13 protein-coding genes are annotated in these 12,702 nt (G+C 69.5%); 3 read left to right on the top strand and 10 right to left on the bottom strand.

From position 1 onward, the window contains the following. Positions 1 to 191: 191 nt before the first annotated feature. Positions 192 to 1,595: an amidase gene (locus ON38_RS16910; protein WP_083872744.1), complete on the bottom strand. Its 1,404-nt coding sequence runs from the start codon at positions 1,593 to 1,595 to the stop codon at positions 192 to 194. Between the two features lie 14 nt (positions 1,596 to 1,609). Continuing rightward, a complete protein-coding gene (locus tag ON38_RS16915) occupies positions 1,610 to 2,575 on the bottom strand; it encodes a D-2-hydroxyacid dehydrogenase (protein ID WP_039825793.1) in 966 nt (321 codons plus the stop codon). Positions 2,576 to 2,682: 107 nt separating this feature from the next. On the opposite strand from ON38_RS16915, the gene ON38_RS16920 reads away from it, so the two are divergent. Genes ON38_RS16920 through ON38_RS16930 form a run of 3 tightly spaced genes read left to right on the top strand, consistent with a single transcriptional unit; the run spans position 2,683 to position 4,843 of the window. Next, a complete protein-coding gene (locus ON38_RS16920) occupies positions 2,683 to 3,402 on the top strand; it encodes a maleate cis-trans isomerase family protein (RefSeq protein WP_218000788.1) in 720 nt (239 codons plus the stop codon). 45 nt (positions 3,403 to 3,447) lie between these two features. Beyond that, on the top strand, positions 3,448 to 4,179 hold the full coding sequence (locus ON38_RS16925; RefSeq protein WP_039825803.1) for a maleate cis-trans isomerase family protein: 732 nt from the start codon (positions 3,448 to 3,450) through the stop codon (positions 4,177 to 4,179). Further along, positions 4,166 to 4,843, top strand: coding sequence for a GntR family transcriptional regulator (locus ON38_RS16930; protein WP_039825795.1), 678 nt, complete (start codon positions 4,166 to 4,168; stop codon positions 4,841 to 4,843). The genes ON38_RS16925 and ON38_RS16930 overlap by 14 nt, the downstream gene beginning before the upstream one ends. Positions 4,844 to 4,852: 9 nt before the next feature. Here ON38_RS16930 and truB read toward each other — a convergent pair whose 3' ends face one another. From truB to infB, 8 genes are all read right to left on the bottom strand, one after another. Continuing rightward, positions 4,853 to 5,752, bottom strand: a complete 900-nt coding sequence (gene truB / locus ON38_RS16935) for a tRNA pseudouridine(55) synthase TruB (protein ID WP_039825796.1) — start codon at positions 5,750 to 5,752, stop codon at positions 4,853 to 4,855. After that, on the bottom strand, positions 5,752 to 6,420 hold the full coding sequence (npt, locus tag ON38_RS16940) for a 4'-phosphopantetheinyl transferase Npt (protein ID WP_039825797.1): 669 nt from the start codon (positions 6,418 to 6,420) through the stop codon (positions 5,752 to 5,754). The genes truB and npt overlap by 1 nt, the downstream gene beginning before the upstream one ends. Before the next feature lie 105 nt (positions 6,421 to 6,525). Beyond that, positions 6,526 to 7,485 (bottom strand): metallophosphoesterase family protein, encoded by a 960-nt coding sequence (locus ON38_RS16945; protein ID WP_085995430.1) that lies wholly within the window; start codon positions 7,483 to 7,485, stop codon positions 6,526 to 6,528. Between the two features lie 70 nt (positions 7,486 to 7,555). Continuing rightward, positions 7,556 to 8,905 (bottom strand): MATE family efflux transporter, encoded by a 1,350-nt coding sequence (locus ON38_RS16950; RefSeq protein WP_039825798.1) that lies wholly within the window; start codon positions 8,903 to 8,905, stop codon positions 7,556 to 7,558. A 96-nt stretch (positions 8,906 to 9,001) separates the two neighbouring features. After that, positions 9,002 to 10,009, bottom strand: coding sequence for a DHH family phosphoesterase (locus ON38_RS16955; protein ID WP_039825799.1), 1,008 nt, complete (start codon positions 10,007 to 10,009; stop codon positions 9,002 to 9,004). Positions 10,010 to 10,021: 12 nt separating this feature from the next. Then, positions 10,022 to 10,462, bottom strand: coding sequence for a 30S ribosome-binding factor RbfA (rbfA, locus tag ON38_RS16960; RefSeq protein WP_039825800.1), 441 nt, complete (start codon positions 10,460 to 10,462; stop codon positions 10,022 to 10,024). A gap of 90 nt (positions 10,463 to 10,552) precedes the next feature. Then, positions 10,553 to 10,843, bottom strand: coding sequence for a DUF503 domain-containing protein (locus tag ON38_RS16965; protein WP_030521718.1), 291 nt, complete (start codon positions 10,841 to 10,843; stop codon positions 10,553 to 10,555). A gap of 116 nt (positions 10,844 to 10,959) precedes the next feature. Then, positions 10,960 to 12,702, bottom strand: a 1,743-nt coding sequence (gene infB, locus ON38_RS16970; protein ID WP_039825801.1) for a translation initiation factor IF-2, incomplete at its 5' end; no start/stop codon positions are given.

Raw genomic sequence — 12,702 nt, forward strand, 5'->3', positions numbered from 1 at the left:
ACATCCGGTCGCCTTCACCAATAGCAGCACCCTCTCGGTGCCGAGTTTTACGAGGCCCTCAAAGGGTTGAGGCCCGTCCCGCCGTTCAGGCCTCGAAAGCGCCCGCGCGAAGCGCAGGTCTCGAGGCCTGAACGGCGGGACCTTCGGGGGCCTCGACCCCGCGGCGCCGAGGCGCCGCCGATAAACACAGCTCAGCGGCCGGCCAGCACCGCCTCGGCGTACCGCCCGATCGCCAGCACCAGGTCATCGGAGTGCCGCGGCCCCACGATCTGCAGCCCCACCGGCAGACCGTCACTCGTCCGCCCGGCCGGAATACTCAGCGCGGGCTGCTGGGTGAGATTGAACGGATACGTGTAGGGCGTCCAATCCGGCCAGTCCGACATCTCGCTGCCGGGTGGCACGTCGTGGCCGGCTTCGAACGCCGTGATCGGGACCGTGGGAGTGAGGAGGATGTCGTAGGCGGTGTGGAAGGTCCCCATGGTGATGGCCACCTGGGCGGCCACCGCGCGGGCATCGAGATAGTCGGTCGCGGTGAGGGTTTCACCGTGTTCCCAGACCCGCCGCAGGCCGGGGTCGGCGTTCTCGCGCGCACCCTCCGGGAAGGTCGCCATCATCGCCGCGGCGCCCGCTGCCCACATCACGTCGAAGGCGTCGCGCGGGTCGGCGAAACCGGGGTCGGCGAGCGATACCCGCAATCCGGCGGTCTGGAGTGCGTCCACGGCCGCGGACACGATGGCCTCCACTTCCGGATCGGGACGCACATAGCCCAGCGTCGGCGAATAGGCGGCGGTCACACCGCGGACATCGCGCTGGATCTGGCCGCGGAAGGTGGTCAGCGTGGGCGCGAGCGCGGTGGGGTCACGTGGGTCGGGAAGAGAGAGGATATCGAGCAGAAGGGCCGCGTCCTCGACCGTGCGGGTCAGCGGCCCGCCGTGGGCCAGCGGGCCGAACGGGCTGGCCGGGTACAGCGGAATCCGGCCGTGGGTGGGTTTGAAGCCGACGATGCCGCAGAATGCGGCCGGAATCCGCACGCTGCCGCCGCCGTCGGTACCGACCGATACCGGACCCATCCCGGCGGCCACCGCCGCGGCGCTGCCGCCGGAGGAGCCGCCGGCGGTGCGCGTGGGATCGACAGGGTTGCGGGTGATCCCGGTGAGCGGACTGTCCGTGACGCCCTTCCAGGCGATCTCGGGCGTGGTGGTCTTACCCACCAACACCATGCCGTCCTCCCGCACCCGCGCCACGACCGGGCTGTCCACCGGCCAGGGGCCCTCCGGGCCGATACTCAGCGAACCGCGCCGGGTGGGCCAGTCCTCGGTGAGGAAGATGTCCTTGATCGAGATCGGGACGCCGTCGAGCAGACCGCGAACATGCCCGGACTGCCAGCGCGCCTCGGAATCCTTGGCCTGCACCAGCGCCCGGTCCGGGTCCACCAGGCAGAAGGCGTTGATATCGGTATCGCGGGTGGTGATGGCGGCCAGCACGGCCTCGGTCGCCTCGACCGGGGACAGAGTCCCTGCGGCATAGGCCGAGACCAGTTCGACCGCGGTCATCTCGACGGGGTCGGTCGGTCGCGGGGTATCGGGGTGGCTCATTCCGGGGCCCTCCTTCAGCCGGGCACGTACCCCAGCGTTTTGTCGACGACATTGTCCAGCGGACGGCCGGCCGACCAGCGGTCGAAATTGGCGGCGAACGCGGAGACCATCTCGGCACGCCAGCCGATGAAATCACCGGAATTGTGCGGCGTGATCCGCGCGGTGGGCAGGGTCCACAGCGGATGGCCGGACGGTAGCGGTTCCGGGTCCACCACGTCCAGCGCGGCGCCGGCGATGGCCCCCGAACGTAGGGCGGCGACCAGGTCGTCGGTCACCACGAGTTCGCCGCGACCCACATTGATGAAGCGGGCGTGGGGTTTCATGGCGCCGAAGGCGCGAGCATCGAACATGTGCCGGGTGCGGTCGGTGAGCGGGGCGATGGCCACCACGTAATCGGCGCAGGGGAGTTCGGCGTAGAGGTCGGTGGTGACGACGCCGAAATCCGGATCGTCGCGCCGGTTGCGGCGGCCGACCGCGCGCACCCGCATGCCGGTGGCGCGCAGCAGTCCGGCGATGGCGCGGCCGATCGCGCCGGTGCCGACGACGAGCACGGTGGAGCCCGCGATACGCTCGGATTCGCGATGCCGCCAGATCTGTTGCCGCTGGAGGCGATTGGAGCCGGTGAGGTCCTTGGCGAAGTCGAGGATCTGCCCGAGGACGTATTCGGCGATCGCCGTGTCGAAAACGCCCCGGGTGTTGGTGACGACGACATCGCTGTCGCGCAGCGCCGGGAACAGCACCGTATCGACTCCGGTCGCGGCGATGTGGACCCACCGCAGCCGATCGGCGGCGGGCCAGGCGGCGGGCAGCGCACGGGTCTGGAAGTCGTAGACGAACAGTACCTGCGCGCCGGGCAGCGCGTCCGCCAGTCCGGCGGCGTCGGTGTACCGCACCGTGGCCCGCGCACTCACCGGCGCCATCAGGGCCGGATCGGGCGGCCGGCCACTGTGCACAACGGTGACGATGGGGCCCGATTCCATATTGACACGGTATGGTCACATCGTATGATTGTCAACAATCCGATCGTCCTCGGAGGTCTTCCCGGCTGAGTGCGAGAGGGGCCGCAGTGGAGTTCGATTTTCCCGATATGGAGGGCCCGGTCGCACAGCGGGGCATCGGTGTCATCGCGCCGTTCGACCTGGCGCTGGAGCGTGAGCTCTGGCGCTGGGCACCGCTGGAGGTGAGCCTGCACCTGGCGCGGACTCCGTACGAACCGGTGCCGGTCTCGCTGGAAATGGCCGAACTGGTATCCGACGCGGTGCATCTCACCGCCGCGACGCGCAATGTGCTGCACGTCGAACCCGAGGTCGTCGCCTATCTGTGTACCTCGGGCAGTTTCATCAAGGGCATCGACTACGAACGCTCGCTGCGCGATACGATCTGCCGCGCCGGAGCCGCGAACGCCGTCACCACCTCCGGCGCACTGCTCGAGGCCGTCCGTCATCTGAATATCGGCCGGATCTCCATCATGACCCCCTACGACGAAATGCTCACCGGCAAGCTGCGCGACTTCCTCGACGAGGCCGGTTGCACCGTGATCCGCTCCGAACACCTGGGGCTGGGCGGCGGCATCTGGAAGGTCAACTACCGCACCATCGCCGAACGAATCCTCGGCGCCGACGATCCGCAGGCCGAGGCCATTTTCGTCAGCTGCACCAACCTGCCCACCTACGACATCATCGAACCGCTGGAAAAGGCGCTGGGCAAACCGATCCTCACCGCCAACCAGCTCACCATGTGGGCCTGTCTCGGCCGGATGAAACTGCCGATGATGGGCCCCGGCCGGTGGCTGCTGGAGGTGTTCTGAGCCATGCCGACGCCCGACCGGACCCCATACAGGAACGGAGACCCCATGCCGGCCCCCACGATCGGTTTCATCTACCCCGACCACGCCGCCGAGGACGACTACCCGCGCGCCGAGACACTGCTCGGCGTGCGCCTGCCGGTGGCCCATATCTACGGCACCGACCTGCACGCGATCCCGGAACTACTGGACCTGGGCAGTCCGGACAAACTCCGTCTCGGGGCGGAACAGCTGGCCCCACAGCGACCCGACGCGGTCGTCTGGGCCTGCACCTCCGGCAGTTTCGTCTACGGCCCGGACGGAGCCCGCGAACAGGTCCGTGATCTGGCCGAAGCCGCGGGCGTCCCCGCCTCCAGCACCAGCTTCGCATTCGTGTCGGCGGCCCGGGCGCTGGGTATCCGCCGGGTGGCGGTGGCGGCGAGTTACCCCGACGAGGTCGCCCGGCTGTTCGCCGACTTCCTGGCCGATGCCGGGATCACGGTCGTCGCGTTCCGCAGCGCGGGTATCGAAACCGCCGCGGAGGTCGGCACCCTCACCGCCGAACAGGTGCTCGAACTCGCCGTCGCATGCGACCATCCCGACGCCGATGCCCTGCTGATCCCCGATACCGCCATGCACACGCTCGAGGTGTTGCCGCGGCTGGAGGAGGCGCTGGGCAAACCGGTACTCACCGCGAACCAGGTCACCATCTGGGAAGGATTGCGGCTGATCGGCGCCGGGCCGATATCGTCGTCGCTGGGCGCATTGTTCGCGGAAGGATCTGTTCATGTCGGTGATTGATTTCGAACCGGTCGATCAACGGTCCACCGCCGAGGTGATCGCGGACAAACTGCGCGAGGCGATCGTCCGCGGCGGGCTGGGCCCGGGCGAGCAGCTCGGCGAAGCGGATCTGGCCGCCCGGTTCGGGGTCTCGCGGGGACCGGTCCGCGAGGCCATGCAGCGGCTGGTGTCGGAGGGACTCCTGCACAGCATCCGCAACCGCGGCATCTTCGTCATCGAACTGACCCTGGCCGATGTGGTCGACATCTACCGGGCCCGGACTGCCATCGAAGGGGGCGCCCTCACCCTGATCCTCGACGGCCGCCGGGATATCGCCCACGAGGCACTGGCGCCCAGTGTCGCGGCCATGCTCGACCGGGCCGCGGCCGGGGACGCGGCGGGCGTCTCCGACGCCGACCGGCAGTTCCACGAGGCGCTGGTGGCCGCGGCCGGTAGCCCGCGTCTGGTCCGGGCGGCACGCACCCTGCTGATCGAGACCAGGATGTGCCTCGGGGCCCTGCAGACCACCTACCCCGATCTGCGGGAACAGGCCCAGGAGCATGTCGCGCTGCGCGAGGCGATCAGCGCCGCCACCCCGGCGCGCGTGCACCGGCTGCTGCGCGACCATATGGACGATGCGGTCCAGCGGCTGCGCGGCCGATACGCCGAACCGATCCCCGGCTGACCGGATCGATCAGTCGATCAGTCCGCGCGGGCGCACCACCAGCACCGGCGCGGCGCGATTGCCCTTCTCCTGGAGCAGCGCGATCACCTTCCCGTCCGCGGTGCGGGCGGCGTACACGCCCGCTGTCCCGACCGGCTCCAGCCAGCGCCCGTCCCGCAGCTTCTCCGCCTCGGCGGCGTCGATCGTGCGATGCGGGAAAGACAGCTCCACCGCGGCATCGATATCCAGGCCGGGTGCCGGAAACTCGGCCAGCTCCTCCAGCGTGCGCGCGTGTTCCAGGGTGAACGGCCCGACGCGCGTACGCCGCAACGCGGTCAGATGGCCCCCGACCCCGAGCGCCGCACCCAGATCGCGGGCCAGCGCGCGCACATAGGTGCCCGACGAGCAATCGACCACCACATCCAGATCGACCAGCCCCTCCTCCGGGAGGTCGCGGCGCTCCAGCACCTCGAACCGGGAAACGGTGACCGGACGTGCCGCGAGTTTCACCTCTTCACCGGCCCGGTGCCGGGCATAGGCGCGCTCCCCACCGACCTTGATCGCGCTCACGGTGGCGGGAATCTGCTGGATATCGCCGGTGAGGGTGCCGATGACCCGGGCGATCTCGGCATTGTCCACGCCGCCGGCCGCCGTGGTGGTGAGCACCTCCCCCTCCGCGTCGTCGGTGGTGGTGGACCGGCCCAGGCGGACGGTCGCGGTATAGCTCTTGGTGGTGAGGGTGAGCAGGCCCAGCAGTTTGGTGGCGCGCCCCACGCCGAGCACGAGTACTCCGGTGGCCATCGGATCGAGCGTGCCCGCGTGCCCGACCTTCTTGGTGTGCAGCAGTTTCCGCGTTGTCGCCACGATATCGTGGCTGGTCGGGCCACCCGGCTTGTCGACGATCAGCAGACCGCCCAGCAGATCCGCCATCAGCTGTGCGCGATCGCGGTGACGATGAACCCGCCGGTGATCCGCCAGCGCCCGTCGAACGCGGTCAGTGGCGATCCACCGTCACCGGTCTGCCCGGGCACCAGCAGCTGCGACCGGAAGGTCCCCGAGCCGGTGCTGTCGGTGGCCTCGTCCACGGTGAAGGTGATGTGCGCGTCCTCGAATCCGAGCCAGCGGCTGGTGAGCGGGAACCACGCCTTGTAGGTGGCCTCTTTGGCGCAGAACAGCAGACGGTCGAGGTGCAGCGCGGAATCGCTGGTGCGCAGCCATTCTCGTTCGGCGGGCAGGCTCACCGAATCGAGCACGCCCGCGGGCAGGGTGTCGTGCGGTTCGGCGTCGATCCCGATCGACCGATAGCGCATCTTGTGTGCCAGCGCCGCACCGCGGAAACCGTCGCAGTGGGTAAGGCTGCCCACGATTCCACGCGGCCACACCGGCGCGCCCCGCTCGCCCTTGCCGATCGCCACCGGCGGTTCGCCGAGCTGCGCCAGGGCCTGGCGAGCGCAGTGCCGCGCGCCGATGAAGTCACGTCGCCGCTTGTCCACCGATTTCGCGATGAGGTGTTCCTCGGCGGGATACGGTTTCAGATCCTCCGGATAGTCGAGCAACTCGGCGGAGGCGACATCGGCGGGCAGGATTGTCTCGATCATCGTCGCCGAGCCTACTGGGTACGCACCGGGCGACGCCGGGCACATCGCCCACCATCCGCGCACCGCGTTCCCGGCTCCGCGACCGCGGGGGTACAGCCCGGCATCTCAGTCGAGCCCGCGCCGCTGCTGGGCCTTGGCCCGCATCTCCGCCGCGGCCGCCGCCATCTCGGGGGTCACCCGGAAATGGCCGCCCCATTCGTTGAGATCGCCCGGCGCGTACTTCGGATCGGGCAGGATCTGCCGCAACAGGTGGTCGGGTTTACCGCGTTTCTGCCATTCCCGCGGATAGCCCAGCGAGACCTCCTCGAACCGGACCCCGTCGTGGAACGTGGTCCGCGGGATGTGCAGATGCCCGTAGACGGCGCAGAGCACGTTGTAGCGGGTGTGCCAGTCGGCGGTCTGGTCGGTTCCGCACCACAGCGCGAACTCGGGATACCAGAGCATATCGGTGGGTTCGCGCAACAGCGGGAAATGATTGATCAGGACCAGCGGCGTGCCCTCGGGCAGATTGTCGAGCTTGCGCCGGGTCGCGCGCAGCCGGGCCTCACACCAGGCGTCGCGAGTGAGGTAGGGGTCCGGCGACAGCAGGAATTCGTCGGTGGCCACGACATTGCGCTCCCGGGCGATAGCGAGCCCCTCGGCTTTGGTGCGGGCGCCCTCGGGCCGGAACGAGTAGTCGTAGAGCAAGAACAGCGGAGCGATGGTCACCGCGCCGCCATGGGCCTCGGCGCCCGCACCGGTCCACACCGGGAACGGGTCCTCCGGGGTGAGCACGTCCAGGTCCCGGCACATCGAGACCAGGTAGTCGTAGCGCGCCACCCCGTGCATCTGCAGCGGGTCCTTCGCGGTGGTCCACAGTTCGTGATTGCCGGGCACCCAGATCACGGTGGCGAAGCGCTCCCGCAGCAGTTTCAGCGCCCAGCGGATATCGTCGCTGCGTTCGGCGACATCGCCGGCGACGATCAGCCAGTCCTCCGGGGAATCGGGACGGATGTCCTCGACCACCGGCTTGTTGCCCTGGTGACCGACATGGATATCGCTCACGGCCATCAACTTGGGTATCACCACACCCACCTTCGCATATCGCCTGCTTCGCCCGGCACCGCTGTACCGGACCACCCGCCGTGTTACCCGCTCACGACGGGATTTCGGCGCCGACCCGGATCCAGCGCCCCGACAGCGTCCGCGCACTCACCGCCGCCAGTCGCAACAGCATGAACGCGATCAGGCCGCACCAGATTCCGCCGATCCCCCAGTCGAAGGCCAGCGACAGCCAGATAGCCGGCAGGAAACCGACCAGCGCCGCGCCCAGGGTGGTGGTGCGCAGGTAGGCGGCGTCACCCGCGCCCAGCAGCACCCCGTCCAGCGCGAAGACCACACCGGCCACCGGGATCATGGCCACGAAGTACCACCACACGACACCGGTCCGATCCAGGACCGCGGCGTCGGTGGTGAACAGCGGCGGAATCAGCGCCGCGCCCGCCGCGAAGGCCGCGGCCAGGCCCAGTGCGAACACCTCCGACCAGCCGGTGACCCGGCGGGCCACGGCCCGCGCACCGGCCGCGTTCCGGGCGCCCAGCGCCGATCCCACCAGCGTCTGCGCCGCGATGGCCAGCGAATCCAGGGTGAGGGCGAGGAAATTCCACAGCTGCAGCACCAACTGATGCGCCGCCACCGACGCGGCCCCGAACCGGGACGCGACAGCGGCGGCCGAAACGAAACACGCCTGGAAGGCGAGACTGCGCACGATCAGATCACGGCCCAGCACCAGCTGAGCCCGCATCACCGGCAGCCGCGGCGCTAGCGGTACCCGGGCCCGGGCCAGCGCACTCAGGAACAACCCGGCCGTCACCGCCTGGCCCACCACATTGGCCACCGCCGAGCCGGGCAGGCCCAGCCGCGGCAGCCCGGCGAGGCCGTGCACCAGCAACGGGCACAGCACCGCCGACAAACCCAACCCGAGCACCACATAGGTGAGCGGGCGCCGCGTCTGCTGAACCCCGCGCATCCACCCGTTCCCGGCCATGGACAGCAGGATCAGCGGCACGCCGAACAGGGCGATCCGCAGCCAGGCCAGCGCCTCGGCCGCGATCTGCGCGTCTCCCGCGACAGCTCCGGCGATCGGCACCCCGGCCAGCTGCACCACCAGCACGATCACCAGACCGATACCGCCGGCCAGCCAGCTCGCCTGGACACCCTCTTCGACCGCGCCCGGCTCGTCCCCCGCACCGTGCCGCCGCGCCGACCGGGCGGTCGTGCCGTAGGCGAGGAAGGTCAGCTGCGAACTGACCTGGGCGAGGATCAGACCGCCGACGGCCAGGCCCGCGAGTGCCAGCGCCCCCAGCCGGCCCACCACGGCGAGATCGAACAGCAGGTAGATCGGTTCGGCCACCAGCACGCCCAGGGTCGGCAGCGCCAGACCCAGGATCCGCCGGGGGCCGGCCTCCACCGCCGGGGCCGGTGGCCCGGTCAGTTCCGTGTGCATCGTCGGCTTCCCGTCCGTACTCGCCCGGCGCGAGCGCGCCCGGCGGGCCCGGGTCGCGCCCCGGGGCACCTCCTCACCTGTCGAGCGGCTCGCACGTCATCCCAGGGCGGTGCGCAGCTGCGCCAGGATGTCCGCCGGCTCACCGAAGGTCGTGTACCCGGCCGCGTAGCGATGGCCACCGCCGCCCAGGCTCGCGGCCACCGCGGCCACATCGGCGCCGTCACCGGTACCGGGACCGCTGTCCTTGGACCGCAGCGATACCGTCCAGCGGCGCCGTGCGTCGACCGGCCGGGCCTCTTTGAACACCGCCGCGATCCCGGCCTCCGCGGTCGCGCGCACGATATCGACCACACTCTCGGCCTCTTCCTGCCGGACCTCCGCGAGATCGGCGGCCAGCACGAACGCCGCGACCAGGCCGGTGCCACCATGCGCCGCGCGATCGAGCCGCGCCGAGCCGAGCACCGTCGACAGCATCCGCAGCCAGGCGAAGGGATGGGTGTCCATCAGGGTGCGGGTGATGGCGGCGCCGTCGATCCCGGTGGCCAGCAACCGTTCGGCCAGCGCGTGGGTCCCGGGGGTCACCCAGCGGAACGACCCGCTGTCGGTGGCCAGCCCGGCGAACAGGCAGTGGGCGATTCCGGCGTCGATCGGCTCGCCCCAGGCGTCCAGCAGAGCCGTGATGACGCTGGCGGTGGACACGGCGTCGGGATCGATCAGGTTGATCTCCCCGAACCGGGTGTTGGACCGATGGTGGTCGATCACCAGTGTGCGCGCCGCCCCGGGCAACCGGTCGGCGAGTGCGCCGAGCCGGCCCACGCTGCCGCAGTCCACCGTGACCAGCAGATCCACCTCGGCCGGCACCGCGCCGGGCGGCACCAGGAACCGCATCCCCGGCAGGGTACGCAGTCCGGCCGCCGGTTCGGCCGGTTCGGCGAACGACACCCGCACCGGCACACCGCGGCGGTCCAATACCGCGGCCAGCGCCAAACCGCTGCCGAGTGTGTCGGCATCGGGCTGGATATGGCACAGAACCGTCACCGAACGCGCACTGTCCAGCACCCCGACGGCCGCGGTGAAATCGACAGCGGCACCGGTTGTGGTCATATCGGCCGCGACTCAGTCGTCGTCGCGGGGTGTTTTGTACGGGTCCGCGTCGCCCGCCGGGGTGGCCTCGGCGGCCACCCGCGCGACTTCGTCGTCGGCGGCCCGCGCCCGCGCCAGCAGATCCTCCATCTGCCGGGCCGCGTCCGGCACGGTATCGAGCACGAAGCCGAGCGTGGGAGTGAACTTCACCCCGGTGCCCGCGCCCACCTTCGACCGCAGCACCCCCTTGGCCTTCTCCAGGCCGGCGGCCGCGGCATCGTAGTCGGGTTCGGCGTCGACGGTCTCGCCCATCACCGTGTAGAAAACTGTGGCATCCCGCAGATCACCGGTCACCTTCGCGTCGGTGACGGTGACGAAACGCAGCCGCGGATCCTTGATCTCGTATTCGATTGCCGTGGCCACGATCGCGGAGATCCGCTTGGCGAGCCGGCGTGCCCTGGCTTGATCCACCATGGCCGCTCCTTTCCCTTTTCAGCGACGGTGGGACGGTCCGCGCGCACTGTCGCGCGGACCGCGGCCACCGCTGATATCACTCGCGACCGGTCAGTCCTCGGGCCCGAAGACACGCCGGCGTACTGCCAGCAACTGTAACTCCGGACGTGCCGCGACATGCCGTTCGCATCGATCCAGCACGGCCGTCAGATGGTCCATTCCGGCCGATACCATCGCCACCCCGAGCAGGGTGCGGCGGTATCGGTCGTGTTCCCCCGCCTCGGCGGTGCTCACCCCGAAGCGCTGGAGTTCGGCCAGAATCGGCCGGATCACCGAACGCTTCTCCTTCAACGAGTGCACATCACCCAGCAGGATGTCGAATTCGAGTGCACCCAGGTACACGCGACCTCCCGGTTATGCCGACATTCCGGTCCCGCGGAACCGCTCACCGGGCCGGTTCCGCGGGGCCGATATCGATGGCCGGACCGGGCGGTGAATTCCGCCCGGTCCGTATCAACTCAGTCGCGCGGCTTCTCGCGCAACTCGTAGGCCTCGATGATGTCGCCTTCCTTGATATCGGAGTAGCTCAGCGTCATACCGCATTCGAAGCCCTCGCGGACCTCGGTGGCATCGTCCTTCTCCCGGCGCAACGAGTTGATCGTCGTGGATTCGGCGACCACCACGTTGTCCCGGAGCAGGCGGGCCTTGGCATTGCGTTTGACGCTGCCCGAGGTGACCATGCAGCCGGCGATGAGACCGATCTTGGACGACCGGAAGATCGCCCGGATCTCGGCGCGGCCCAGCTCCACCTCTTCGTAGACCGGCTTGAGCATGCCCTTGAGCGCGCTCTCGATCTCGTCGATGGCCTGGTAGATCACCGAGTAGTACCGGATGTCCACGCCTTCGCGGTTGGCCAGCTCGGTGGCCTTGCCCTCGGCCCGGACATTGAACCCGATGATGATCGCGTTCGAGGCCGAGGCCAGGTTGACGTTGGTCTCGGTGACACCACCGACACCGCGGTCGATGACCCGCAGGCGCACCTCGTCGTCGACCTGGATCCCGAGCAGGGCCTCTTCCAGCGCCTCGACGGTACCGGAGTTGTCGCCCTTGAGGATCAGGTTGAGCTCGCTGGTCTCCTTCAGCGCGGCATCCAGATCTTCCAGGCTGATGCGCTTACGGCTGCGTGCGGCCAGCGCGTTGCGCTTACGCGCGTTGCGCCGGTCGGCGATCTGGCGGGCGATACGGTCCTCGTCCACCACCAGCAGATTGTCACCGGCGCCGGGCACCGAGGTGAAGCCGACGACCTGCACCGGCCGCGACGGCAGCGCCGCCTCGACATCGGCGCCGTGCTCGTCGACCATCCGGCGGACGCGGCCGTAGGCGTCGCCGGCGACGATGGAATCGCCGACCCGCAGCGTGCCGCGCTGGATGAGCACCGTGGCGACCGGGCCGCGACCGCGGTCCAGATGCGCTTCGATGGCCACACCCTGAGCGTCCTGTTCCGGGTTCGCCCGCAGGTCGAGCGCGGCGTCCGCGGTGAGCAGCACGGCCTCCAGCAGGGCGTCGATATTGGTGCCCTGTTTGGCGGAGATGTCGACGAACATGGTGTCGCCGCCGTACTCCTCGGCCACCAGGCCGTACTCGGTCAGCTGCTGCCGGATCTTCTCCGGGTTCGCGCCTTCCTTGTCGATCTTGTTGACCGCCACCACGATCGGCACGTCGGCCGCTTGCGCGTGGTTGATCGCCTCCACCGTCTGCGGCATGACGCCGTCGTCGGCGGCGACCACCAGGATCGCGATATCGGTGGCCTTCGCACCACGGGCACGCATGGCGGTGAACGCCTCGTGACCCGGGGTGTCGATGAAGGTGATGAGCCGGTCGTCGTCGCCCAGATGGGTGAGCACCTGGTAGGCGCCGATGTGCTGGGTGATACCGCCGGCCTCGCCCTCACGGACGTTCGCCTTGCGGATGGTGTCCAGCAGCCGGGTCTTACCGTGATCGACGTGGCCCATGACGGTGACCACGGGCGGACGCTGTTCGAGGTCCTCCTCGCCGCCCTCGTCCTCGCCGTAGGACAGGTCGAACGATTCCAGCAGCTCGCGGTCCTCGTCCTCGGGGCTGACCACGTGCACGACGTAGTTCATCTCGCCGCCGAGCAGCTCGAGGGTCTCGTCGTTGACCGACTGGGTCGCGGTGACCATTTCGCCCAGGTTGAACAGGGCCTGGACCAAGGCGGCCGGATTCGCGTCGATCTTCCTCCG

Source organism: Nocardia testacea NBRC 100365, assembly GCF_000308775.1.
Classification (GTDB): Bacteria; Actinomycetota; Actinomycetes; order Mycobacteriales; family Mycobacteriaceae; genus Nocardia; species Nocardia testacea.

What these genes read in the sequence shown, in the direction of transcription:
- ON38_RS16910 (WP_083872744.1), bottom strand. Translation starts at nt 1,595, where the DNA reads ATGAGCCACCCCGATACCCCGCGACCGACCGACCCCGTCGAGATGACC.
- ON38_RS16915 (WP_039825793.1), bottom strand. Translation starts at nt 2,575, where the DNA reads ATGGAATCGGGCCCCATCGTCACCGTTGTGCACAGTGGCCGGCCGCCC.
- ON38_RS16920 (WP_218000788.1), top strand. Translation starts at nt 2,683, where the DNA reads ATGGAGGGCCCGGTCGCACAGCGGGGCATCGGTGTCATCGCGCCGTTC.
- ON38_RS16925 (WP_039825803.1), top strand. Translation starts at nt 3,448, where the DNA reads ATGCCGGCCCCCACGATCGGTTTCATCTACCCCGACCACGCCGCCGAG.
- ON38_RS16930 (WP_039825795.1), top strand. Translation starts at nt 4,166, where the DNA reads ATGTCGGTGATTGATTTCGAACCGGTCGATCAACGGTCCACCGCCGAG.
- truB (WP_039825796.1), bottom strand. Translation starts at nt 5,752, where the DNA reads ATGGCGGATCTGCTGGGCGGTCTGCTGATCGTCGACAAGCCGGGTGGC.
- npt (WP_039825797.1), bottom strand. Translation starts at nt 6,420, where the DNA reads ATGATCGAGACAATCCTGCCCGCCGATGTCGCCTCCGCCGAGTTGCTC.
- ON38_RS16950 (WP_039825798.1), bottom strand. Translation starts at nt 8,905, where the DNA reads ATGCACACGGAACTGACCGGGCCACCGGCCCCGGCGGTGGAGGCCGGC.
- ON38_RS16955 (WP_039825799.1), bottom strand. Translation starts at nt 10,009, where the DNA reads ATGACCACAACCGGTGCCGCTGTCGATTTCACCGCGGCCGTCGGGGTG.
- rbfA (WP_039825800.1), bottom strand. Translation starts at nt 10,462, where the DNA reads ATGGTGGATCAAGCCAGGGCACGCCGGCTCGCCAAGCGGATCTCCGCG.